Annotated in this window: 23 protein-coding genes; 10 read left to right on the top strand and 13 right to left on the bottom strand. The window is 61.8% G+C overall.

Features of this window, described 5'->3' with window-relative positions; all coding sequences use genetic code 11:
* Window positions 1-255 precede the first annotated feature (255 nt).
* The 8 genes from ABSE61_RS01725 to ABSE61_RS01690 all read left to right on the top strand — a co-directional run bounded on the left by ABSE61_RS01725 (window position 256) and on the right by ABSE61_RS01690 (window position 8,358).
* A complete protein-coding gene (locus tag ABSE61_RS01725; protein ID WP_490338361.1) occupies window positions 256-1,392 on the top strand; it encodes an NAD(P)-dependent oxidoreductase in 1,137 nt (378 codons plus the stop codon).
* A gap of 350 nt (window positions 1,393-1,742) precedes the next feature.
* Window positions 1,743-2,990, top strand: a complete 1,248-nt coding sequence (locus tag ABSE61_RS01720) for an ABC transporter substrate-binding protein (protein ID WP_423869323.1) — start codon at window positions 1,743-1,745, stop codon at window positions 2,988-2,990.
* A gap of 64 nt (window positions 2,991-3,054) precedes the next feature.
* Window positions 3,055-3,921, top strand: coding sequence for a branched-chain amino acid ABC transporter permease (locus tag ABSE61_RS01715; RefSeq protein WP_423869322.1), 867 nt, complete (start codon window positions 3,055-3,057; stop codon window positions 3,919-3,921).
* On the top strand, window positions 3,918-4,853 hold the full coding sequence (locus ABSE61_RS01710; RefSeq protein WP_423869321.1) for a branched-chain amino acid ABC transporter permease: 936 nt from the start codon (window positions 3,918-3,920) through the stop codon (window positions 4,851-4,853). Before ABSE61_RS01715 ends, ABSE61_RS01710 begins: the two co-directional genes overlap by 4 nt.
* Window positions 4,850-5,605, top strand: coding sequence for an ABC transporter ATP-binding protein (locus ABSE61_RS01705; protein WP_423869320.1), 756 nt, complete (start codon window positions 4,850-4,852; stop codon window positions 5,603-5,605). Before ABSE61_RS01710 ends, ABSE61_RS01705 begins: the two co-directional genes overlap by 4 nt.
* Window positions 5,595-6,314, top strand: coding sequence for an ABC transporter ATP-binding protein (locus ABSE61_RS01700; RefSeq protein WP_423869319.1), 720 nt, complete (start codon window positions 5,595-5,597; stop codon window positions 6,312-6,314). Before ABSE61_RS01705 ends, ABSE61_RS01700 begins: the two co-directional genes overlap by 11 nt.
* 27 nt (window positions 6,315-6,341) lie before the next feature.
* A complete protein-coding gene (locus ABSE61_RS01695) occupies window positions 6,342-7,232 on the top strand; it encodes an NAD(P)-dependent oxidoreductase (RefSeq protein ID WP_423869318.1) in 891 nt (296 codons plus the stop codon).
* A gap of 52 nt (window positions 7,233-7,284) precedes the next feature.
* On the top strand, window positions 7,285-8,358 hold the full coding sequence (locus tag ABSE61_RS01690; RefSeq protein WP_423869317.1) for an amidohydrolase family protein: 1,074 nt from the start codon (window positions 7,285-7,287) through the stop codon (window positions 8,356-8,358).
* Window positions 8,359-8,575: 217 nt separating this feature from the next.
* Here ABSE61_RS01690 and maiA read toward each other — a convergent pair whose 3' ends face one another.
* From maiA to ABSE61_RS01625, 13 genes are all read right to left on the bottom strand, one after another.
* A complete protein-coding gene (maiA, locus tag ABSE61_RS01685; protein WP_423869316.1) occupies window positions 8,576-9,235 on the bottom strand; it encodes a maleylacetoacetate isomerase in 660 nt (219 codons plus the stop codon).
* A 58-nt stretch (window positions 9,236-9,293) separates the two neighbouring features.
* On the bottom strand, window positions 9,294-10,169 hold the full coding sequence (locus ABSE61_RS01680) for an ABC transporter permease (protein ID WP_423869315.1): 876 nt from the start codon (window positions 10,167-10,169) through the stop codon (window positions 9,294-9,296).
* Complete coding sequence (locus ABSE61_RS01675; protein ID WP_423869314.1) at window positions 10,166-10,975, bottom strand: ABC transporter ATP-binding protein; 810 nt, start codon at window positions 10,973-10,975, stop codon at window positions 10,166-10,168. The genes ABSE61_RS01680 and ABSE61_RS01675 overlap by 4 nt, the downstream gene beginning before the upstream one ends.
* 14 nt (window positions 10,976-10,989) lie before the next feature.
* On the bottom strand, window positions 10,990-12,036 hold the full coding sequence (locus ABSE61_RS01670) for an ABC transporter substrate-binding protein (RefSeq protein WP_423869313.1): 1,047 nt from the start codon (window positions 12,034-12,036) through the stop codon (window positions 10,990-10,992).
* Window positions 12,036-13,175, bottom strand: coding sequence for a 3-isopropylmalate dehydrogenase (gene leuB, locus ABSE61_RS01665; protein ID WP_423869312.1), 1,140 nt, complete (start codon window positions 13,173-13,175; stop codon window positions 12,036-12,038). The genes ABSE61_RS01670 and leuB overlap by 1 nt, the downstream gene beginning before the upstream one ends.
* Complete coding sequence (gene leuD, locus ABSE61_RS01660) at window positions 13,172-13,807, bottom strand: 3-isopropylmalate dehydratase small subunit (protein WP_423869311.1); 636 nt, start codon at window positions 13,805-13,807, stop codon at window positions 13,172-13,174. The genes leuB and leuD overlap by 4 nt, the downstream gene beginning before the upstream one ends.
* Complete coding sequence (gene leuC, locus ABSE61_RS01655) at window positions 13,808-15,196, bottom strand: 3-isopropylmalate dehydratase large subunit (protein WP_423869362.1); 1,389 nt, start codon at window positions 15,194-15,196, stop codon at window positions 13,808-13,810.
* 228 nt (window positions 15,197-15,424) lie between these two features.
* Window positions 15,425-16,279 carry a type 1 glutamine amidotransferase domain-containing protein gene (locus tag ABSE61_RS01650; protein ID WP_423869310.1) on the bottom strand — a complete coding sequence of 285 codons (855 nt, stop codon included), beginning with the start codon at window positions 16,277-16,279 and terminating at the stop codon, window positions 15,425-15,427.
* A 6-nt stretch (window positions 16,280-16,285) separates the two neighbouring features.
* Window positions 16,286-17,260, bottom strand: a complete 975-nt coding sequence (locus ABSE61_RS01645) for a quinone oxidoreductase family protein (protein WP_423869309.1) — start codon at window positions 17,258-17,260, stop codon at window positions 16,286-16,288.
* Between the two features lie 213 nt (window positions 17,261-17,473).
* Window positions 17,474-18,736 (bottom strand): CaiB/BaiF CoA transferase family protein, encoded by a 1,263-nt coding sequence (locus ABSE61_RS01640; protein WP_423869308.1) that lies wholly within the window; start codon window positions 18,734-18,736, stop codon window positions 17,474-17,476.
* Between the two features lie 119 nt (window positions 18,737-18,855).
* Entirely contained in the window at window positions 18,856-19,335 is a 480-nt protein-coding gene (locus ABSE61_RS01635) for a GNAT family N-acetyltransferase (RefSeq protein WP_423869361.1), read from the bottom strand.
* Complete coding sequence (locus ABSE61_RS01630; RefSeq protein ID WP_423869307.1) at window positions 19,329-19,511, bottom strand: hypothetical protein; 183 nt, start codon at window positions 19,509-19,511, stop codon at window positions 19,329-19,331. Before ABSE61_RS01630 ends, ABSE61_RS01635 begins: the two co-directional genes overlap by 7 nt.
* 197 nt (window positions 19,512-19,708) lie before the next feature.
* The gene (locus ABSE61_RS01625) at window positions 19,709-19,891 is read right to left on the bottom strand and encodes a hypothetical protein (protein ID WP_423869306.1); all 183 of its coding nucleotides are present in this window, start codon (window positions 19,889-19,891) and stop codon (window positions 19,709-19,711) included.
* A gap of 531 nt (window positions 19,892-20,422) precedes the next feature.
* Between ABSE61_RS01625 and ABSE61_RS01620 the strand changes: the two genes are divergently transcribed.
* Window positions 20,423-20,812, top strand: coding sequence for a hypothetical protein (locus tag ABSE61_RS01620; RefSeq protein ID WP_423869305.1), 390 nt, complete (start codon window positions 20,423-20,425; stop codon window positions 20,810-20,812).
* Between the two features lie 394 nt (window positions 20,813-21,206).
* Complete coding sequence (locus ABSE61_RS01615; protein WP_423869304.1) at window positions 21,207-22,496, top strand: NRAMP family divalent metal transporter; 1,290 nt, start codon at window positions 21,207-21,209, stop codon at window positions 22,494-22,496.
* Window positions 22,497-22,501 lie beyond the last annotated feature (5 nt).

Raw genomic sequence — 22,501 nt, 5'->3', positions numbered from 1 at the left:
CGGCCAAAATACAGACCGCTCGAACCAGCGGATTTTGAGCGTTTGTTCATATCTGCGGCGTGATGGCCAGCGGTCCCGGAGAGCGCGGCGGCAGCGCAATCGGCGTTGGTGGGGATCCCCGCCCCGAACGTGCGTTTTAACCGCGCTTCGCTGGCGTCCAGCGCCGCGAGATCGAGGTCATGCCGGTTTGAATTGCGCGGACGCGGAGTCGCATACGGCATCGGAGCGCGTGACGACGATGACGGGTTTTTTCATATGGTGAATATCTGGGGTTGCCGCGACAGGCCAGCGGATCGATCACGCATATCGAATTTGTTTGTGTCGAAATCCGGCGCGTTAAGCAACTGCACAATATCTGCAGAACAATTCCTATTTTCTACAAAGCCGCGTCAGGAGAGATCGGCTTGGCGATTGTCTAGCGGCCGATCAATCGCTATTGAGAACACGGTCGCGCCATTTCCGGCGCGAGACTTTCGGTGGGAATTTCTGATGGACAAGACGGTTGGGATCATCGGGCTCGGCATTATGGGCGGCGCTATTGCGCGCAATCTGGTCGCACGCGGCTGGCGCGTGATCGGCTTCGATACCGACGCTGCGAAATGCGCCGAACTTGCCGAAGCCGATGTCGTGATCGTCGAAAACGTGGCCCATGTCGTCCGCAATGCGCCGATCATCATGACGAGCCTGCCGACGCCGGCCGCGGTCGAAAGCGTCGCGAAAGCCATCGCCGATTCCGGCCAGCCACCGCGCATCGTCGTCGAGCTCTCGACGCTCACGCTCGCCGACAAGCTCCGGTTCGAGGCGATCCTGAAACAAGCCGGCCATATCGCGCTCGATTGTCCCTTGAGCGGCACCGGCGCGCAGGCCAAGTTGCGCGATCTCATCGTCTATGCGAGCGGCGACAGCGCTGCGATCGCCAAGTGCGTTCCGCTGTTTGCCGACTTCGGCAAGCAAAGCGCTGACCTCGGCGTTTACGGCAATGGCAGCCGGATGAAATTCGTCGCCAACCATCTGGTCGCGATCCACAATGTCGCAACGGCAGAAGCGATGATTTTGGCCGAACGTGCCGGCCTCGACCCGAAGCTCGTGGTCGAGATGGTCGGCCCCGGCGCTGGCGGCTCGCGCATGTTCCAGATGCGGGCGCCGATGATGGTCGAAGGCAAATATGAACCCGCGACGATGAAGGTTTCGACCTGGAAAAAGGACATGGCGATCATCGCCGAATTCGCCGGCGATGTCGGCGTTGAGACGCCGATGTTCACGCTGACCCAGCCGGTCTATACGCAGGCCATGGCCATGGGGCTCGGCGATCAGGACACGGCTTCGGTGTTCGAAGTCCTGAAAAAGACCATCGTCACCGCTCCCAAAAGCGGCAACAAAAACGGCAAATAGGCGCTGCCCTACGGGCGGCGCCTAGTCTTTTGTTTTGACGCGTTTTCTACCGCAGATAAGTCTACGCAATCTGCGTAAACTTGATTGCTATGCGAACCGGTTCCGACCCCCGGATCAAGTCCGAGGGCATGCTTAGCTCAAAACGCTCTAAGGCCAATCGTCGCATCTGGCGCATTGGCGCTACCGCACCGCGTCAAAATCCTCAACCAGCGCCTGTTTTTGACTTTAGTGCTTGGCCGGTCAGGGCTGAAAGCGTGGTTATCACTTGATCATTTAGCGCTTCCGTCCGATAAATCGTCCAAGAAAACAACAAGCGCGGTGTTTCGGCTGAGTTGCCTCGGGAGGGGATCATGACGATTTCGCGACGACAATTTGTATCAGGCGCTGCTGGCGCTGGTCTGGCCACGCTGGCGAGCCCCAACCTTGCATTTGCGCAAGGCACCGGCCCGGTCCGGATCGGGCTTCTGGCGGCCAAGACCGGACCGCTCGCCTCCGGCGGCATCGACATGGAATTGGCGCTGACCATGTTCCTCAAGGAGCATGACTTCACGCTGGCCGGCCGCAAGGTCGACCTGATCGTGGCCGACACCGCCGGCGTCCCCGCCACCGCCCGCACCAAGGCGCAGGAGCTGGTGGAAAAGAACGACGTCCATTGCATGATCGGCCCGCTCGCGGCCTTTGAAGCACTCGCGATCGCCGACTATCTCACGGAAAAGCAGGTGCCGACGCTCGGCGTCTCGGCGGCTGAAGACATGACCCAGCGGCATCCGAGCCCCTGGTACGTCCGGTTGAGTTCGACCGCGGCGCAATGCGCCTATCCACTGGCCGAATACTCGGCCAAGGAGCTCAAATACAAGAAGATTGTCACCATTGCCGACGACTTTGCCTATGGCCACGAAATGTGCGCCGGCTTCCAGCGCGTGTTCGAGGACAATGGCGGCAAGATCATCCAGAAGATCTTCACGCCCTTGGCGACGCCGGATTACGGCAGCTATGTCGCGCAGGTCAAAAACGCGGATGCAATCTTCGTCGCTTATGCCGGCTCCAACGGTTTTCGTTTCCTGCGCCAGTTCGTCGAATACGGCCTGAAGGACAAGATGGCCGTGATCGGCGGCATGACCGCGCTCGATGAATCCGTGCTGCGCAACATGGGCGACGAGGCGCTCGGCATCGTCACCACGAGCTTTTACTCGGCCGAAGTCGACAACCCCCTCAACAAGGTGTTCGCGCCGGCGTTCCGCAAGCAGTTCAAATACGACCCCGGCTACTATGCCGCGAGCACTTACATTGCCGGCGAAGTGCTGGAAGCCGCGCTGAAGACCATCAAGGCCAATGCCGAAGACAGGAAAGCCCTGATGGCCGCGATCCGCGGCACCAACGTCGACACGATCCGCGGCCCCATCAAGTTCGACGAATTCGGCAATATCATCGGCGACGTCTACATCCGAAAGGTGACGCGGAGCGACGGCCGGCTGGTCAATTCCGTGATCAAGACCTATCCGGATGTCAGCCAGTTCTGGACCTACGACAAGAACGAATTCCTCAAGAACCCGGTCTACTCGCGCGATTATCCGCCGGCCAAGAATCTGGAGCTTTGACATCTTGCGCGGGCTTGCGGGATAAAACCCCGCAAGCGAGTGGAACGGAAGGTGAGACCGCTAGATGCAGTTTTGGATCATCCAGGGTCTCAACAGCCTGTCGCTCGGTGGCCTGTTGTTTCTGCTGTCGTCCGGCTTCTCGCTGATCTTCGGCCTGATGCGGCTCGCCAACCTCACGCACGGCGCGTTCTTCATGCTGGGCACCTATTTCGGCGCCGTAGCGATGCGTGACTATAGCGGGTTGAATATCTGGGTCACGGCGCTCGGCGCCGGTATCGCCGTCGCCGCGCTCGGCGGCCTGTTCGAGCGGCTGGTGCTGACGCGGCTGAAGACCAATCCGCTCGGCCAGGTGCTGGTCACGCTCGGCATGTCCTTCATCATTTCGGATGCCTGCCTCGTGCTGTGGGGCGGCGATTCCATTCCGGTGCCGACGCCGCAAAGTCTGCAGACGCCGACGCGGCTGTTCGGCTTTGTATTCCCGACCTACCGGCTGGTGCTGGTTGCCGTCGCCATCGTCGCCGCAATCGCGCTCTATGTCCTGATGGATCGCACGCGGCTGGGTGCGATGATCCGCGCCGGCGTCGACGACCGCCAGATGGCGCGCGCGGTCGGCATCCCGGTCTCGCGCCTGTTCACCATCGTGTTTTGTCTGGGCACGGGCATCGCCGGCGCGGCGGGTGTGCTCGGCGGGCCGATTCTTTCCGCCTATCCCGGACTTGACGCCGACATGCTGCCGCTCGCATTGATCGTCGTCATTCTCGGCGGCATCGGCAGTCTCTTTGGCGCCTTCATCGGCAGTTTCATCATCGGCTTCATCTATACGTTCGGCACCGCGCTGTTTCCCGAACTCGCTTATGTCATCCTGTTCCTGCCGATGATCGTGGTGATCGCGTTTCGCCCGCAGGGCCTGTTCGGACGCGCCGGCGCATGAAGTGGATCGGGAGCGCCCTCATTGCCGCCGCGTTGCTGTTGCCACCGCTTGTCGCCGGCGATTTCTACGTCAACCTGGCCAGCCAGATCTTGATCGCGGCGATCTTCGCGCTCAGCCTCAACCTGCTCGTTGGGTTCGGCGGCATGACCTCGCTCGGGCATGCGTCCTATCTCGGCGTCGCCGCCTATCTCTCCGCGCTTCTGACCAGCCGCTACGGCTTCGGCCACGGCCCCGCCGCGCTGATCTCGATCCTGGGAACGGTCGCGATGGCAGCGTTCTTCGGCGTCGTTGCGCTTCGCGCCACCGGCCTCGGCTTTCTCATGATTACGCTGGCGCTATCGCAGGTGCTGTGGGGCCTGGCCTATCGCATGTCTGATGTCACCAACGGCGACAACGGCCTTGCCGGGCTGACCCGCCCCTCGCCCTTCGGCATTTCGCTGGACAGCGCCGCCTCGTTCTATTGGTTCGCATTGATTGTCGCGGTGATTGCCTTCGCGATGATGGCGATCTTCGTATCGTCGTCGTTCGGCTCATCGCTGAAGGGCGTGCGCGACCAGCCAAGGAGGATGGCCGCGCTCGGCTTCAATCCCTGGATGATCCGCTGGATCACCTTCATCTATGCCGGGTTCTGGGGCGGGGTCGCCGGTTTGCTTTACGTCTACTACAACAAATACATCCACCCGACCTCGCTCTCGACCACGAGCTCGGCCGAAGCCCTCCTCGGCGTGATTGCCGGCGGCTCCGGAACGCTCGGGGGACCTGCCGTCGGCGCGGCGCTCGTGCTGCTGTTGAAGAACTATGCCTCGGCCTATATCGAGCGCTGGAACATGCTGCTCGGGCTCGTGTTCCTGTTCATCGTGCTCGCGATGCCGACGGGAATCGTTCCGGGCTTGCAGAAGCTCACTGCGCGATTGCGGAGGCGATCGTCATGACCGCGCCGTCATCCAGCCTCGCGCTTGAAATCGCCGCCTTGAACAAATCATTCGGCGGCTTGAAGGTCACGCAAGGCGTGTCGCTCTCGATCCGGCCGGGCGAGCGCCGCCTGATCATCGGCCCCAACGGCGCCGGCAAGACTACGCTGTTCAACCAGATCTCTGGCGACATGCGGCCCAACTCCGGCAAGATCAAACTGTTCGGCAAAGACGTCACGATGTTTGCGCCCTATCGGCGCGCGCATCTTGGCCTGTCCCGCACCTACCAGATCATTACGCTGTTTGCCGGCGATACGCTCGAACACAACGTCACGCTCGGCCTGCTCGGCCTGTTGCCCTCGCGCTGGCAGATGTGGCGGCCGCTGTCCTCGTATCGGCATCTTGCGACCGAAGCCCGCCGCACGCTCGACAGCGTCGGCCTCCTTCACCTCGCGGACCATCCGGTATCCGACCTCGCCTACGGCGAAAAACGCCGGGTCGAACTCGCGATGGCACTTTCGCAAAAGCCGCGCGTGCTGTTGCTGGACGAACCGCTGGCCGGCCTTTCCAACAGCGAACGCGCCACCGTCAAATCCGAGATCGCGTCGATTTCGAAAGAGACGACCGTGGTCATGATCGAACATGACATGGACACCGCACTCGATCTTGCCGAAACGGTGACGCTGCTCAATTACGGCCGCGTCATCGTCGACGGTGAACGCGACATGGTGATCGCCGACGCACGAACGCGCGAGGTGTACCTTGGCGTCTGAGGCCCTCACCCTTTCGAACGTGCACGCCTTCTATGGCGACAGCCATATTCTGCACGGCGTCGGCTTTTCCTTGAGGGAGGGAGAGGTGCTGGCGCTGTTGGGGCGCAACGGTGCCGGCAAGACCACTTGCATCTCCACCGTTGTCGGCTTCCTGACGCCGAAGGAAGGCGACATCCGCCTGTTCGGCGAGCCGATCGGAGGCCTAAGCCCAGAACGGATTTCTCGGCTCGGCATCGGCCTCGTGCCGCAGGGCCGAAGGATCTTTTCGTCGCTAACGGTGCGCGAAAACCTGATCGTCGCCCGCCAGCGTGAAAACGCGACCGCCAGGCAATGGAACGTCGCGAGCATCTTCGAGCTGTTTCCGCGCTTGCAGGAGCGGCACGCGCAATTTGCCGGTACGCTGTCCGGCGGCGAGCAGCAGATGCTCGCGATCGGCCGCGCGCTGATGGGCAATCCCCGTGTGCTGCTGCTCGACGAGCCGTCGGAGGGGCTGGCGCCGCTGATCGTCGCGGAAGTCGGCCGCACCATCAAACGGCTGAAGGAAGAAGGCCAGTCCATCGTTCTGGTCGAGCAGAACCGGAAACTGGCGCTGGAAGTGGCCGACCAGGCCGTCATTCTCAACACCGGCCGCTGCGTCTTTACGGGCAACGCGACCGAAATCGCCGAAGAGCTGATCACGCAGCATCTTGGCGTGTATCATGCCCACTAAACCAGACAGCATCAGATCGAGGCAAAAATGAAAGTCGGCATTTGCGGAACGGGAAGAATGGGAGCCGCGATCGCGCAGCGTTTGATCGCGGTGGGACATGAGGTCGGCGTCTGGAATCGCGACACGGCAAAAACAAACCCGCTGGTGAACGCCGGCGCCAAGGCCTTCGCCTCTCCGGCCGCGCTTGCGGAAGGGTGCGACACCGTGGTCGTCATGCTCTTGAACGATGCGGCGACCGAAGCCGTCTATCGCGGCGCGAATGGCCTCCTGACAGCCAAGCTCGCTGACAAGCTCGTGATCGACATGAGCACAATCCGCCCCGAGACGATGGCATCGGTCGGCAACGCCGTCATGCAACTCAGCGCGGGCTTTGTCGAATGCCCGGTCGGCGGCAGCAAAGTCCCGGCAAAGGAAGGCAAGTTGTTTGGCTTTGTCGGCGGTTCTGAAGCCGACGTCGCGCGCGCAAAACCGCTGCTCGAGCAGCTTTGCCGAAGGATCGAGCACGTCGGTCCGCTCGGCGCCGGCGCCACACTGAAGCTCGCGGTCAATCTTCCATTGCTGGTTTATTGGCAGGCGCTCGGTGAATCCCTCACCATCTGCAAGCCGCTCAACCTTCCCGCCGAGCGGCTTATCGATATCCTCTCCGACACCGCCGGCGCACCGGCCGCGATGAAAGGCCGCGGCGCGATCATCGCCAAAGTGCTCGGCGGCGCGCCGCTCGGCGAGACCGCCTTCGGCATCACGGCCGCCAAAAAGGACCTCGCCACCGCCGTGCAATTTGCCGCCTCCCTCCATGCCGAACTGCCGGTTGCGAAAAGCGCCCTGGCCTGCTTTGAGGAGGCGGAAGCGGACGGGCTTGGCGAGGCCGACGCGACCACGGTTTCCGTCCACTGGACCCGGCGCAAGCCTAGATCCTGATCAACCGACATTCGACTGTTCTATTGCTTCAACCCAACAACAGAGTCCTTCCATGATCGATGCTAAGAACCGCTATGGCCGCACCGCCGCACGCAACCACGATGCCGACGGCCTTGCGCGGCGGCCCTCGTCCACGACGATCGACATTCACGCCCACATCGTCGTTCCGCAAGCCGCCAAGCTCGCAGGACCGCATGTCGATCTGTCGCGGGTACCGCTGGCGCATTTCGCCAATGCTGAGACCAAGGACATCAACGCGCAGCAGGAAAAGGATGTCGCCGAGGTCATGACGACGATCGACCGCCGCCTGTTCGATCTCGACAAGATGGGCATCGATATCCAGGTCGTCGCGCCCGCGCCGCCGCAATGTTACTACGCGGTCAAGCCGGAGATCGCCGAGCAGGCGCACAAGCTCGCCAATGACGGTGTGGCGGAATATTGCGCGCGCAAGCCTGACCGGTTTGTCGGGCTCGGCGTCGTCACCTTGCAGGAGCCTGAGTTGGCGGTGCGCGAGCTCGATTACATCATGAGGGATTTGAAGCTGAAGGGCGTCGAAATCCTGACCAATGTCGACGGCCAGGAATTATCCGATCCGAAATTCCGTCCCTTCTTTGCCCGCGCCGAACAACTCGGTGCTTTCATCATGATGCATCCGAACGGATTCACCCATGGTGATCGCCTGACGAATTTCTATTTCAACAACGTGCTCGGCAATCCGCTCGAAACGACGCTCGCGCTTCACAACCTGATCTTCTCAGGCACGCTGGCGCGCTTCCCCGAGTTGAAGCTGATGGCCGTGCATGGCGGCGGCTATCTGCCGGGCTACTCCGGCCGCATCGACCATGCCTGGGGCGCGCGAAAGGATTCGCATGGCGAACTGCCGTTGCCGCCGACGACGTATTTGCGTCAGGTCTATCTTGACACCGTCGTGTTCAGCTATCACCAGCTGGCATATCTAATCGACGTGTTCGGCCCCGACCGCATCGTCATGGGCACCGATTATCCCTTCGACATGGCCGAATATAATCCGCTCGGACATGTCGCGGGCGTCCAGGGCATGGACGAGGCGACGCTGGCGCAGATCGCTGGCGGCAATGCCGCGCGCGTGCTGGGATTGGATGTCTGAGGATTGCCTCATCTTATCCCTCCCCCGCGTAGCGTGGGGAGGATGCCCATCGCGAAGCGACGGTCGGGTGGGGCGCCAGAGCTGACAAAATTGAATAGACGTTAGCCTTTTAAACCCCACCCCGGCTCGCTCTCGCCGCCGACCTCGAGAGCGAGCTTACTCGCCTCGGACCCCGCAAGGGGGAGGGAAGGCACCGCCGCCGTTTTTGAGTCCGAGGCTAATGCTTCGCGCCTGACGTCTTGTAGTCAGGCTGTTCGAACGGATGTGAGGTCGAAAATTCCGGCCGCTTGAAGAGGCGATCCGAAAGCTCCTTGACCAGCGGATACGCGTCGAGCCCAATCTTCAAGTACTGCGACCCGACCACGTGGCCAGCGATGCAGATATCGGCAACGCCGACGTCCTTGCCGAGTGCAAACGGCGCAGGCTTACGGCGACCTAAAAACCGCTCATAGGCCGCAAGCCCCTCGGTGCTCCAATGCGCACCCCATGCCTCGATCGCGTGAGCGTCGGCGCCAAAGGTCGTCGCGAGATGTTTGCGTACCCGCGGCACGGTCAGCGGATGGGTATCGGCAATGGTCATCAGCGCCAGCGAGCGTGCATAGGCTCGCTCCTTGACGTCGTCCGGCAACAGCCGCGGGCTCAGCTTGATGTCGTCGAGATATTCCATGATCGCGAGCGACTGGTACAGCGTGTGACCATCATGGATGAAGGTCGGCACCACATGCTCGGGGTTGACCTCGTCATAGCCGGGTTTGAACTGCTCGCCCTGGAGGATGTCGATGGAGATTTCCTCGAACGGAAGTGCCTTCAATTTCAGCGCGACCCGGATGCGAAAGGACGCAATCGACCGCCAGAACCCGTAGACCGTGATGCTCATCGGAAACCTCTTTAATGCCCGCATGCTCATAGCATTCGCGAGCAAATAGACAAATACTTCAGTCTGCCCGGTTGTGCTGCTGCCAGCGCAGGAGATAGGCCTGTAGCCGGCGGATGAGAGCCGCGAGCACGACGCCGACCAGCATCAAGACCGTGACCGCGACCATCATGCCCGATGCTTCGCCACGCGCCTCCGACTCGATGATCAGACGGCCGATGCCTTTTTCGGCGCCAATGAATTCCCCGACGATGACGCCGATCAGCGCAAACGAAATTGCGGGCGTCAGTGAGGCAAATACCCAGGCCATCGTGGAAGGGATCACGACCGTGCGGGTGATCTGCCATTCGCTCGCCCCCAGCAGTCGCGCGGCGTTGATGAAGCCTTCGTCGATCGAACGCGCGCCCTCGAACGTGTTGTAGAACACGAGAAAAACTACCACGATCCACGACGTCACGATCTTGGAAGTGTCGCCTATGCCGAAGGCGAGCACGATGATTGGCGCGAGCGCGATCCGGGGAATCGAGTTCACGGCCGTAATAAAAGGCTGAAAGATCGCGCTCAGTCGGTCCGAACGCCCCAAAATGAGGCCTGCGGCAAAGCCGCTGGTGACGCCGATGATGAAGCCGAAGAACGTGTTCTTGAGCGTGATGGCGGTTGCGACCCAGAGGTTGTTTTCAGTGCGCGCCATGCACTTGGCGAAGTCGCCGTTGAACCAGCCGTTGAAGACGCCAAGCTTGGACTTGAGGCAGCTGAGGATCAGAAACTGCTCGAAAATCTCCGATGGTTTCGAGATGAAATAGGGATCGAGCAAGTCCGGCACGAGCCACGGCAAACGCGTGTGCAACTGATAGCCCCACTGCCAGACCGACAGCACAATGACGCAGATCGATACCTGCCACGCCAGCGTGCTGAGCCCGTTCTGGCGCATGCTCATCGTTCGCGCCCCCTGACGAATTCCTCGCCGAGCGAGTGCCAGATGTGCTGGAACAGTTCGGCGTAACGCGGCGTCTCCCTCACTTTCACGGCATCGCGCGGCCGCGGAAAATCCACCTCGAACATGTCCTTGATCTGGCCCGGCCGCGCCGAGAATAAAATGATGCGGTCGGCGAGCGTCAGCGCCTCGCCGAGATCGTGGGTGACGAACAGCACCGTTTGCTGCTCGCGCTCCCAGATCCGCAGCAGGACCTCGTGCATGTCGATCTTGGTATGGGTATCGAGTGCGCCGAACGGCTCGTCCATCAACAGGATCTGCGGCTCGACAACCAGCGTGCGCATCAGCGCCGCGCGCTGGCGCATGCCGCCGGACAGCGCCGACGGATAGGCGTCGCCAAAACCTTTCAGGCCGGCCTGCGCAATACAGGCCGCGACGCGCTCCTTGCGCTCGGCCTCGCCGCGGCCCTCGAGTTGCAGGCCATAGCCGATATTGTCCGCGACCGTGCGCCACGGAAATAAAGTGTCGCGCTGGAACACATAGCCGACATTAGGCGTCGCCTTGCGCGGCAAGATCGGCGTTCCATCGATCAGGATTTGCCCGCTGGTCGGCCTGATCAGGGTCGCGATCATGTTAAGCACAGTGCTCTTGCCGGAGCCGGATGGCCCGAGCAGCGCCACGAACTCGCCGCGCCTGACACTGAAGGAAACGCCGCGCACGGCTTCGATGGCGGTGCCCGCGAGCTGAAACGTCTTGTTCAGGCCTCTGACGTCGATCCGGCTCACATCCTGCGATCGATCAAGGGGCATGGCGGCTGTCGCCATCAACCCGGATACGCCTTGCGGGCGGATTGAACGAAGTCGGGAGCCACCACTTCGGCGATCGTCAACGGCTTGATGCCGGTCATCTCCCGGAACCAGACTTTTTCACCGCGCGCAAAACTCGCCGCATCGATCGCGCCGTCATAGTCCGCGACCTTCTGCAAGGCGGAGACTTCGAGCAGGTTGGCCGATCGCGACGTGCTGCCGACATAGGGCTCGATCGCATCGCAAACCTCGTCCGGCGAATGCGTCTTGATCCATTGCGCCGCGCGCCACAACGCGGTGACGTAAGCCTGCATCTTGGGTGGGTCCTTGTCGATCGTGGACTGCACCGTGAAGTGGCAGGTCACCGGAACCTTGCCGCCGATATATTTGTTCCAGATTGCCTCATCAGTTCCGTCGAACAACAGCGTTCCCCAGCCCTGCTGCTGCGACTCGTTCAGCAAGGAAAGCGAGCTCACGAGCACGTCGACCTGCTTGCTCTTGAGGGAACCGAGCATCGTGTCGACATTACCGGTGCCGATCCAGGTCACCTTCTCGGCGAGCCCCATCGTCTCCATGTAATACGACGACCAGACGTGATTGGTGCCGCCGAGCGACGAGACCGAGACGATCGGCTTGCGGCCATCGGGCCGCTTCCATTCGGTCAGCTTCTCCAGCGTCGTGATTCCTTGGTCCCAAAGGTCTTTGCCGATGATGAACATCACTGAGCTGCTGCGGGTGTCGGTCGGCAACAGAATCCGCCCTGCCCGCCCGTGATTGGCCAGTTGCATCGGATGGGTGACGTCGCCGATGCCAACATCGCCTTGGGATGAGGCGATGATCTCGCGCGTCTTGACGCCGCTGCCGCCCTGGATGAGCTTGCAGTCGAGGCCGGCGTCCTTGAAATAACCGGCGCGGTCGGCGACAAATTGCGACTGATAGATCGGCACGGCAACGGGATAGATGGCGCGGCCGCTCATATCTCCGGCCCGCGCCGAGGTAGCAGCGAAGCTGGCGCCACCTGCGATCACGGTCAGCGCCGAGCGTCGGGTGATGAAGGCCGCCATCAAGCCCTCTCCTTTACGCTGCTTGAGACCCTCTCGAGCGCCGCCAATACCGCATCGCCCATCTCCTTGGTCGAAAGCCTTTTGGCGCCGGGCTCCGCAATATCGGCGGTTCGCGCGCCGCTTGCGAGCGCGAGATCGACGGCCTGTTCGAGCAGGTCTGCATCGTCAGGCCGGTCGAGCGTCATACGCAGCATCATGATCACGCTCTGGATCGAGCCAAGTGGATTGGCGATGCCGCGTCCGGCGATGTCGGGCGCGCTGCCGTGCACCGGCTCGTACAGCGCCTTGCGCCGGCCGTGGCGATCGACCGGGCCAAGCGAAGCGGACGGCAGCATGCCGAGCGAACCCGATGCCATCGCCGCGCAATCCGAAAGGATATCGCCGAAGATGTTCCCGGTCACCATCACGTCGAACTGCGCAGGCTCGCGCACGATCTGCATCGCGGCGTTATCGACATACATGTGGCTTAATTCGACGTCGGAAAATTCTTCGGCATGCAACGCGATGACTTCCTCGCGCCACAGCACGCTGGTCTCGAGCACATTGGCCTTATCGACCGAACAGACCTTGCCTCGCCGGGTTCGCGCGAGTTCAAACGCAGCGCGCGCCACGCGTCGCACCTGGCTCGTGGTGTATTGCTCGGTGTTGAAGCCGCGGCGCTGGCCATCGGCGAGCTTTTCGATACCGCGTGGTTCGCCGAAATAGATGCCGCTGGTGAGTTCGCGGATGATGACAAAATCGACGTCCTTCAGCACCCGCGCCTTCAGCGGCGCCGATTCCGCCAGAGCCGGATTGGCCCTGATGGGCCGAAGGTTCGCATAGAGATCGTATTTGCTGCGCAACGACAGTAGCCCTCCCGCCTTGCGGGCCTCCGCGGGCACTTCTTTCGTCTCAGGGCCGCCGGTCGCGCCCCAGAGAATCGCGTCGGCCTCCTCCATCGCTTCGGCGGTATCGGGGGGAAGTACCTTGCCGGTCGAAAGATACGGAATGAGGCCATATTGCGCCTCACGCAACACCATCGGCACGCTACGTTTGCTGGCAAACCAGTCGAGAATGCGCCGCGACTGCGCCGTCACCTCGGGGCCGATGCCTTCGCCGCCGACGACGGCGATCTTCATCATATTCGACGACGTACTCATGCCTGATTCCTTGCAAGATGAATCCATGGCCGCGCTTCGCGATCCGTTGCCTGAAAGGCACGGATTTCGGTGTCGCGTTGCAGCGTCAGCGCGATCTCGTCGAGGCCTTTGAGGAGTCCGGCGCGACGGCGCGGATCGATCTCGAAGCGATGCACCTTTCCCGTGGGCGATGTGATGGTCTGATCTTCCAGATCGATGCTGACGCGCCCAGCGCCCTGGCTGTGCTCGACTTCCATCGCCAGCGCGTCGACGATCTGCTTGTCGACCATGATCGGGAGGATTCCGTTCTGGAAGCAATTGGCAGAGAAGATGTCGCCGAAGCCCGAGCCGATGATGGCGCGGATGCCCATTTCCTGAAGCGACCACACCGCGCCTTCCCGCGACGATCCGCAGCCGAAGTTCGGGCCGGTGATGAGCACTTCCGCGTTCCGGTAAGGTTCGCGGTTGAGAATGAAGTCGGGATTTTCCGCACCACTCGGCAGATAACGCAGCGAGCCGAATGCCCATTTGCCAAGCGTGCCGCGAATGGAATTACCGACCAGACGTTCGATGCGTATGATCACGTCGGTATCGATATTACCACGCATGATCGGAGCCGCGATCGCGCTCAGTTTGGTAAAAGGCTTCGGCATCTATCGCTCCATCGTTCGCACGTCGGCGATCGCGCCCGAGATCGCGGCGGCTGCCGCCATCGCCGGGCTCGCGAGATGAGTCCGCGCTTGCGGCCCTTGGCGGCCGATGAAATTGCGGTTGGAGGTCGACACCGAGCGCTGGCCCGGCGCTAGCATCTCGCCATTGGCGGCAAGACACATCGAGCAACCGGGCTCGCGCCATTCGAAGCCGGCTTCCACGAAGAGTTTGTCCAACCCTTCGGCCACTGCTTCTCGCTTGACCGTTTCCGAGCCCGGCACCACCCAGGCCCGCACGCCGGGCGCGACCTTGCGGCCACGGGCGATCGCGGCGGCCGCGCGCAAATCACTCATTCTGCTATTGGTGCAGGAGCCGATAAACACCCAATCGACCGGTGTGCCCATGATCGGGGCGCCGCCTTTCAGTCCCATATAATCGAGTGCAGTTTCTATCGCGGTGCGGCGGGCGGGATCAGAAACCTCGCTCGGATCGGGAATCCGGCCATCGACCCCGATGACATGTTCGGGGCTGATGCCCCAGGTCACCTGCGGGATGATCTTCGTAACATCGATGGTGACTTCGCGGTCGAACACGGCGTCCGCATCGCTCGGCAGTTGACGCCACGCCGCGAGCGCGCGCTCCCACATCGCGCCCTTCGGCGCATAGCGCCGGCCGCGGACATAGTCGTAGGTTTTCTCATCCGGCGCGATCATGCCCATCTTGGCGCCGAGCTCGATCGACAGATTGCAGATCGTGAACCGGCCTTCGACTCCCATCTCGCGGATGGCGCTGCCGGCATATTCGACTGCATAACCGGTGCCGCCGGCCGCACCGACATGACCGATCAGCGCCAGGATAAGATCCTTCGGCGTCACGCCTGCCGACATCTTACCTTCGAACTTCACGCGCATGGTTTTCGGACGGCGCTGGATCAGCGACTGCGTTGCCAGCACATGCGCCAACTCGCTCGAGCCGATGCCGAACGCGAGCGCGCCCAGTCCGCCATGCGTGCAGGTGTGGCTGTCGCCACAGACGATCAAACAGCCCGGCAGGCTGAGGCCAAGCTCGGGACCGATGACATGGACGATGCCCTGACCGGGCTGGTCGATATCGAACATCGTGATGCCGCTTGCCGAGGTCTCGGCCCGCAGCCCCTCCAGCAATTCGATTCCTGTCTTGCTGGTGCCGGCCCGGCCATGCGCCGAGGAAATCGCATGGTCCGGCGTGGCGAAGGTGAGTTCGGGATTGTGCACGGGAAGATTCCGGCTCTTGAGGTCGAGCAGCCCGCGCGAACCCCCGAGGTCGTGCAGCAAATGGCGATCGATATGAAGAAGGTCTGTATCGTCGCTGATGCGAGCGATGACATGCTGGTTCCAGATCTTGGCCAGCATGGTCCGGCCGAATCCTTCCAGGCCTCGTGTTTCCACGTCGTATCCTCCCTGTCTGGCCACGGACTTTCACCGTCATCCGCCGTTTTTGGCACGGCTCGATAAGAAGGCCTCTTTGGGCCCTGGCCTTAGGTGCATCAAAGCACAACAGGCTCCGCTTCGGCTAGTGTGCGAAGAGATAACAGCCAAGCCAAAGTTTGCCTCGGCTCTTACCTGGGCTTCGCCGGCCCATTATTTCAGCAGGCCGGCAAAGGCTTTTGCGAAGGTGTGGACGTCACCGGGCCATCGTGCCGAAATATAGTTGCGGTCCTGCACGACAAAGGCCGGCCGCGCGTCGCCCATGGAATCGCGCGGCAAGCCGGAGGTCTTTCGACGGTAGTCGGGATCGCATGTGGGAACATCGAGAAAGTCGGTTGGGCTCGCAAGCGCCCGCGTCACCTCCTGCTGCACCGACATATAGCCGTCGGGGTCACCCGCCTGCTCCAGATAGGTCCGGTAATAGTCCGGGTCCCAAAACCGCGTAATGCGGGCGAGTTTCCAGGCGCTGTTCTCTAGCGCCCAGGTCAGCGCCGTTGTCTTGTAGCCGTAAAGCACCGAACGGCTTGTTCGGGCCGAGCGGCTGCGCGCGGCCAACAGAACACCATGACAGATCGCGGCGACCGGCTTTTGCGCCTCAAAGAAATCTGCAACGTGACGCTGAAGTGCTGCGCTCTCGAGATAGTCGCGCATGCCGCGTGCGCGATGTCCGCCCGGAAGCAGCAATCCGTCAAACGCGGCAGCATCGACGGAATCCCAGCGTAGCGGACTCGAATAACCGGGATCAGCAATCATCGCCGCATAGGCGTTGCGGGCATCGCGGTTGGCGCGCATCAAAAGCCCGATCAGCGGCAGTTTCCGCAGCAGCGGAATTGTACCCCAGAGATCGAGGCCTTCTCCTGATAACATCATGTCGTCGGCGGCCGCGGGTTTACCATCCGGCGTCGTGAAGCTGACGGTATGGCCCGCGTTCGACAACACCTGCCAGCTCACGGCGGCTTCGCTCGGATCGAAGTCCCGCGCCGGCAAAGGGATGAGAACACGGGCCATCGCGTCTCACACCAGCAGAACGGTCGAGCCCGTGGTCTTGCGCGCGGCCAGATCGGCATGCGCCTTGGCGGCATCCTTCAGCGCATAGGTTTGGCGCACGTCGATCTTGACCGCGCCGGACGTTACCACCTCGAACAATTCCTTCGCCATGGCGCGAAGGTTTTCGGTTTTGGCCGCGTAAGTGTTCAGCGTCGGACGGGTCACATACAGCGACCCTTTCTGCGCCAGCAGGCCGAGGTTGAGCGGATCGACGTTACCGGAGGACGCGCCGAACAGAGCGGCAACGCCGAGCGGCGCGAGACAATCCAGCGATTTCAGGAACGTGTCCTTGCCGACGGAATCGTAGACCACCGGGACTTTCTTGCCGCCGGTGATTTCGTCGACGCGCTTCACAAAATCCTCGCGCGAATAAACGACAACGTGCGCACAGCCGTTGGCTTTCGCAAGCGTAGCCTTCTCGTCGTTGCCGACGGTGCCGATCACGGTGGCGCCGAGATGTTTGGCCCATTGCGACAGGATCAGGCCGACGCCGCCGGCGGCGGCGTGAAGCAGGATCGTGTCGCCCGCTTTGACGCGATAGGTCTGGCGGATCAGATATTGCACGGTGAGGCCCTTGAGCATCATCGCTGCCGCGGTCTTGTCGTCGATACCGTCAGGCAGCTTAAGAAGCCGCTCCGCTGGAATCAGCCGCGCTTCGGCGTAAGCGCCGAGCGGGGCCGCGCCATAGGCGACGCGATCGCCCGGCTTCAAGTCGGTGACGCCCGTGCCTACTTCCTCGACGACGCCAGCGCCCTCGCCGCCCAGACCGCTCGGCAGCGGTAACGGATAGACGCCCGAACGGTTATAGATGTCGACAAAGTTGAGTCCCACCGCAGTGTGGCGAATGCGCGCTTCCCCTGCTCCAGGCTTGCCGACGTTGACTTCCTCCCAGACGAGGACCTCGGGGCCGCCGGTCTTGTGAAAGCGGATGGCATGCGTCATGGGAACAACTCCTTGAAGATGGACAATGAGGGCGACCACATCGTCGCCGGGATCACGGGCGCGGTGCGTTTAGATTGCCGTGGCGAGGGCAGAATACACCCCCGGCTACCTCTCGAAAGCAAGTCAAATTTCAAATACAGCTTCCAAAACGAAAAAAGCCCGGCGGCCGAACGGCCACCGGGCATCTTTATTCTCAATGATTTGTTGCAGCGATCAGCCGGCCGTGGCCAACACCTTGCCGAACACGCCGGCCTCCGCCAGGGCCGCAATCCGCGCCTCGTCATAGCCGAGTGTATCTCGCAGCACCTGCCTGGTGTGCTGTCCGAGCAACGGCGCCGCGACCGGATCGATCACGGGCGTCAGCGATAGATTGAGGGGGGTTTCGATATTCGGAACGGTGCCCGCTTTGGGGTGTGGGATCTCGCTGACGCGATGACGTTCGCGCGCCTCCGGAGAATTAAAGGCTTCTTCGACGGTGCGCAGGAAACCGACCGGAATATTGGCGGCCTTCATCCTCGTCACCCAGTTCTCTCGGGTGTCCTTCGCAAAGACTTCGGTGAGGATGGCACGCAATTTGTCCTTGTTGGCGACGCGCGAGCGGCGATCGCCAAACTCGCCGCTAAAGAGATCGGGGCGTCCGAGCACATCAACGACGAGGCGGCGAAACAGGCGATCATTGGCGCAGGCGATATAAAACGGCGCATCGGAACCGTGATACAGGCCGACGGCAGGCGAGCCATTCGGCGAATTGCCCTGACGGCTTGGATTCACGCCGCTCATCAAATAGGCCATGCCGTAGAACTGCGTCATGGTCAGCGCCATATCGAACAGCGCCACCTCGACATGTTGACCGCGGCCGAGTTTGTCGCGGGCGAGAAGCGCCAGCAGAATGGTGTTGCAGGCCGACATGCCAGTGAGCATATCGACCGCGGGCGGCCCGGTTCGCACCGGCGGTCCATCCGGAAAACCATTGAGCGACATGAAGCCGCTTTCGGCCTGTGTGATCGGATCGAAACCGGGACGGGATGCGAACGGGCCTTTACGGCCATAGGCCGAAATCGAGCAATAGACCAGCCGCGGATTGGCTGGCGCTACCGACGCATAGTCGAGACCATATTTCTTCATCACGCCGGAGGAAAAATTCTCGACCACCACATCGGCCCGCGCGATCAATTCATGCGCTACCACGCAAGCCTCAGGCTTGGTCAGATCGAGCACGATGCCTCGCTTGTTGCGATTCATGCTGACGAAGGCCGCACTCTCGCCGGCAAGATCGGCATGTTCGTAATGCCGCGAATCGTCGCCACCTTCGGGGTTTTCGATCTTGATGACGTTGGCGCCGAAATCCGCGAGCGTCTGCGTGCAGACCGGCCCCGCCACGACCCGGGTGAAATCCACGACCAACAGACCATCAAGGGCGGTCGGGGCCCCCTTCTCTCTCGGCAGCCGCCCCGGCAGTTTCGGTCTCGCAGTCATAATCGGCCCGTTCCTTCCCGTTATTGGTCTCTGGCTTATTGGTGGCCAGTATCCTCGCGGAAGATTGTATACGGGCCTTTGCCATCCTTCCAAGCGAACTCGCCATCGAAGCTTGGCCGTTATCGTGTTTTCGAATAGGTGCTATGAGAAGGAGGAGCGCAAGTCAGGCTCTTGCGCCAGTAAAGCGTATCCGGAAACGCCCACGGATGGGACGGCGCAAACATCCGGTAACCGGCGCGGACGAAGTTGTTGGCGGAAACGATATTGCCGCTGGTATCCGACACTAGGCAACTCCAGCCATTGCGCCGCGCCCGTGCTTCCACGGCGCGCATCAGACGCAACTGAAGCCGATGACCCCAGTGCCGTTGCAGCACGCCGACCCGGCAGAGATATCCGGCGTTGCGGACATGCGTCGATGGCACCACGCCGGCGAAGGCGACCGGCGTCGCTTCACGAAAAGCGAGCCACCAATGTCCCCCGTCGAACTGTGGGATGGACGCGCCGCTGAAGAAGCTCAGACGACGCAGTTCGGTCAGAACATCGGCGAACTCGTCATCCCGGCCGTCCACCTCGCGAATCCGGTAAGCAATATTCACGATTTGAGGCACCGCCGGGCGCGTTCGATATCTTTCGGCGAAAAGCCCTTGGCGCGTGCCCAGGCTCCCGCAGCCGCCTCGCCATATTGGGAAACCGCCCGCTTGACGACCCAGCAGGGAATGGCATCCGCAGGCGACGACGCCAGCAGTGCAACGAGCAGCAGTGCAAAAAGGATCATTTGCCAAGCATCGCCTTGATACCGAGCCACAGCGCGCCGAGAAAGCCCGCGACGATGATGCTGATGATGGCCTTGAAGGTGAAACCCCTGCGCCTGTTCGACGCTTTTGCGCCACCGACGCAAGTGCTGGAAGTCGGCGCGCAGTTCGGTAACGGCTTTTGGCATGTTGAATTCTGAATCTCCGTGAGAGCTTGCCGTCACGCCGGCGTGTCGTCGTCGCAGGTTATCTCAAGCGGCGGCGCGTACTCGCACGGTGCGGTGTCGGCGTGATCCATGGCGAGATCATCTACCCGCAACGGCAACCAGGACGAGAGCTGCGTATGGTCCATGTCACGATCGCGCCGCGGCCGCGGTACGAACTGAATGATCTCCGCACTCATGATAAGCCCTCCCAGAGAATGACGAGGATCAGTAACGTCAGCGCGAGCGCGATCAGATAGGCGGCGGTGGGTGACATGCCGGATTTCCATCTTGACGATCTGCTTTGATGAAAAGCGCGGCAGAACGGCGCGCGACTTTCGCGCGCGCGGCTCATTTGGGGCGCGAACCCTGTCTTCTCTCGGGAGGATGAGAGGCCGCGGCCGGTTGCGTTCGCGCGCACCGGCAAACTGGTTCGGACGGCGGCGCGCTTCGATGGCGCCTCGCAAAATGCGCTTCGAAGAGATTGCTGCGCCCGGCGGCCGCCGCCCGATCTCGGAAAAATGGAAACGAAAAAGCCCGCGGCCGGTCTCCCGGCGCGGGCCATATCTTGTGACGATGCACCTATGCTAGTGATTTGCCCGTCGTGTCAAATTTGTTTCTGCGGGCGCTGCGCGAATAATAGCCGGAAAATAGCCAGGCCGAACTCTTGGCTAAGTCACGCGAGAAGACTACGTATGATGGTGTCGAAGGCAAGCGCGCGAGGCACCGCCATGAACAATACAACAATGAAATGGATGGCGATCGGCGCGCTCGGCATCTTCATCGCCAATGTCGCGCCAGTTGATGCGCAGAGCACGCTTGGCGGCGCCAAGACCCAGCAAAACAAGATCGGCGGCGTGGCGAAGCCCGCGCCTGTGATCGGCGGCGCCGCGATCCACACGACGCCGCCCACCCCGCCAAAGCCGGGCCCGGTCGTCAACATTGCCAAGCCAGGTTCAACGGGCGTAGTGACGCCGACCGCCAGCACCGCCGCGATGGGTCAGGCGCCCAGCCCACGACTGAGCCCGCCCGTCACGCCGCCGAACAAAGGCGGCCCTGTCGTCACCTCGAACCTGAAATGCGCGTCAGGCGCGTGCACGTCGAAGGGGCCGAAGCCGTAGGGATTCGCGCGCTGCAACCCTCGTCGTCATTCCGGGGCAGCCCCAACGGGTCGCGCGAACGCGCGCCCGATGACAGGCTCCGGGCTGAACCCGGAATCTATTTCTGCTAAAATTCCTGTGGCGAATGGATTCTCCGATGTGCAATTTCACGTCGTAGCTCGCTCGCTCCGCTTGCGCCCCGAAATGACGATCTCTTCGGTGCAATCCCGATTGCATCCGAGCGACGCTTTGCCCAGATCGCTGCCCGCCGGCCGATCTCGACCACTTGATCGTGGGGTGGCTGAAGAAGTCGTCCGGCGGCCGCGGCCACCCGAAGCCCTGAAATTTGTGCCGGCCGCGAGAATATTTCGTCTAGGATTTGTCGGCCAAATCATTTCAGGACATCAAACCGTTCATGGCCGAAATCAGCCGTCCAGCGCCCAAGAAGCCCCGAAATATACTGTTTCGGTTGTTGGGCCCGGGATTGGTGACGGGCGCCGCCGATGACGATCCCTCGGGCATTGCCACCTATTCGCAAGCCGGCGCGCAATTCGGCTACGGCCTGCTATGGACGGTGCTTCTCACGACGCCGTTCATGATCGCGATCCAGCTCGTGAGCGGACAGATCGGCCGGGTCACCGGCAAGGGACTCGCCGCCAACGTGATGGAGCTCGCGCCGCGCTGGGTGGTGCTGGCACTGATTTTTCTTCTGGTCATCGCCAACACGTTCAACCTCGCCGCGGACATCGTGGCGATGGGCGAAGCGCTTTCGCTTGTCATCGGCGGGCTCAATCACGAACACGCGCTGATCTTCGCGTCGACCTCGGTCTTGCTGCAAGTGTTCGTGCCCTATCGCCGCTATGCGCCGGTGCTCAAGTTCATGACACTTTCGCTGTTCGCCTATGTCGCGACCGCCCTGACTGTGAGCATCCCCTGGAGCACCGCTCTGCTCGCAACGGTATGGCCAAAGGCCATCATTAATTCGGACTATTTCTTGATGGTGGTTGCTGTGCTCGGCACGACGATCAGCCCCTATCTGTTTTTCTGGCAGGCCTCGCAGGAGGTCGAGGAAATGAACAAAGGCCGCAAGCACCCCCCGCTTCGCGAGCTGACCCGGGGCGGCGGTCCCGAGATCGATCGCATCACGATCGACACCACGATCGGGATGATTTTCTCAAATGCGATCGCCTTTTTCATCATCCTGACCACGGCTGCGGTATTGAACGCCCACGGCGTAACCAATATTACGTCGGCAAGCCAGGCGGCCGAGGCGTTGAGACCGCTGGCCGGCGACTTCACCTTCCTTTTGTTTGCGCTTGGCATCATAGGCACCGGCATGCTGGCGATTCCGGTGCTGGCGGGCTCAGCCGCCTATGGCGTCGCCGACGCGTTCGGATGGCACGCGAGTCTCGGAGCCAAGGTCCCGGACGCCACCGGCTTTTACGCCATTCTCGCCGCCGCCACGGTGATCGGATTTGCGCTGGGCTTTACCGGCATCGACGGCATTCACATGCTGGTATGGAGCGCGGTACTCAACGGCATTGTAGCCGTGCCGATCATGGCGATGATGATGTTGATCGTCGCCAATTCGAAACTGATGGGGCGATTCAAGGCGAGCACCTGGCTGATCGCATTGGGCTGGATCGGCACGGCGTTGATGACGCTGGCGGTGATCGCTCTGATCTGTTCCTGGCTTACAGGATAGCTTTT

Origin of the sequence: Bradyrhizobium sp. (assembly GCF_049519115.1) — a bacterium.
Classification (GTDB): Bacteria; Pseudomonadota; Alphaproteobacteria; order Rhizobiales; family Xanthobacteraceae; genus Bradyrhizobium.
The sequence above is the reverse complement of the archived record's forward strand: the minus strand, read 5'-3'. Positions and strand labels throughout refer to the sequence as shown.

Bases quoted from the DNA above. Each gene is read 5' to 3' on its own strand.
- ABSE61_RS01715 (WP_423869322.1), top strand. From the start codon at position 3,055: ATGCAGTTTTGGATCATCCAGGGTCTCAACAGCCTGTCGCTCGGTGGC.
- leuB (WP_423869312.1), bottom strand. From the start codon at position 13,175: ATGAGTACGTCGTCGAATATGATGAAGATCGCCGTCGTCGGCGGCGAA.
- ABSE61_RS01720 (WP_423869323.1), top strand. From the start codon at position 1,743: ATGACGATTTCGCGACGACAATTTGTATCAGGCGCTGCTGGCGCTGGT.
- ABSE61_RS01680 (WP_423869315.1), bottom strand. From the start codon at position 10,169: ATGAGCATGCGCCAGAACGGGCTCAGCACGCTGGCGTGGCAGGTATCG.
- ABSE61_RS01725 (WP_490338361.1), top strand. From the start codon at position 256: ATGGTGAATATCTGGGGTTGCCGCGACAGGCCAGCGGATCGATCACGC.
- ABSE61_RS01630 (WP_423869307.1), bottom strand. From the start codon at position 19,511: ATGATCCTTTTTGCACTGCTGCTCGTTGCACTGCTGGCGTCGTCGCCT.
- ABSE61_RS01710 (WP_423869321.1), top strand. From the start codon at position 3,918: ATGAAGTGGATCGGGAGCGCCCTCATTGCCGCCGCGTTGCTGTTGCCA.
- ABSE61_RS01625 (WP_423869306.1), bottom strand. From the start codon at position 19,891: ATGAGTGCGGAGATCATTCAGTTCGTACCGCGGCCGCGGCGCGATCGT.
- ABSE61_RS01615 (WP_423869304.1), top strand. From the start codon at position 21,207: ATGGCCGAAATCAGCCGTCCAGCGCCCAAGAAGCCCCGAAATATACTG.
- ABSE61_RS01675 (WP_423869314.1), bottom strand. From the start codon at position 10,975: ATGCCCCTTGATCGATCGCAGGATGTGAGCCGGATCGACGTCAGAGGC.
- ABSE61_RS01695 (WP_423869318.1), top strand. From the start codon at position 6,342: ATGAAAGTCGGCATTTGCGGAACGGGAAGAATGGGAGCCGCGATCGCG.
- ABSE61_RS01650 (WP_423869310.1), bottom strand. From the start codon at position 16,279: ATGGCCCGTGTTCTCATCCCTTTGCCGGCGCGGGACTTCGATCCGAGC.
- leuC (WP_423869362.1), bottom strand. From the start codon at position 15,196: ATGCTGGCCAAGATCTGGAACCAGCATGTCATCGCTCGCATCAGCGAC.
- maiA (WP_423869316.1), bottom strand. From the start codon at position 9,235: ATGAGCATCACGGTCTACGGGTTCTGGCGGTCGATTGCGTCCTTTCGC.
- ABSE61_RS01690 (WP_423869317.1), top strand. From the start codon at position 7,285: ATGATCGATGCTAAGAACCGCTATGGCCGCACCGCCGCACGCAACCAC.
- ABSE61_RS01670 (WP_423869313.1), bottom strand. From the start codon at position 12,036: ATGGCGGCCTTCATCACCCGACGCTCGGCGCTGACCGTGATCGCAGGT.
- ABSE61_RS01705 (WP_423869320.1), top strand. From the start codon at position 4,850: ATGACCGCGCCGTCATCCAGCCTCGCGCTTGAAATCGCCGCCTTGAAC.
- ABSE61_RS01640 (WP_423869308.1), bottom strand. From the start codon at position 18,736: ATGACTGCGAGACCGAAACTGCCGGGGCGGCTGCCGAGAGAGAAGGGG.
- ABSE61_RS01620 (WP_423869305.1), top strand. From the start codon at position 20,423: ATGAACAATACAACAATGAAATGGATGGCGATCGGCGCGCTCGGCATC.
- ABSE61_RS01645 (WP_423869309.1), bottom strand. From the start codon at position 17,260: ATGACGCATGCCATCCGCTTTCACAAGACCGGCGGCCCCGAGGTCCTC.
- leuD (WP_423869311.1), bottom strand. From the start codon at position 13,807: ATGCCGAAGCCTTTTACCAAACTGAGCGCGATCGCGGCTCCGATCATG.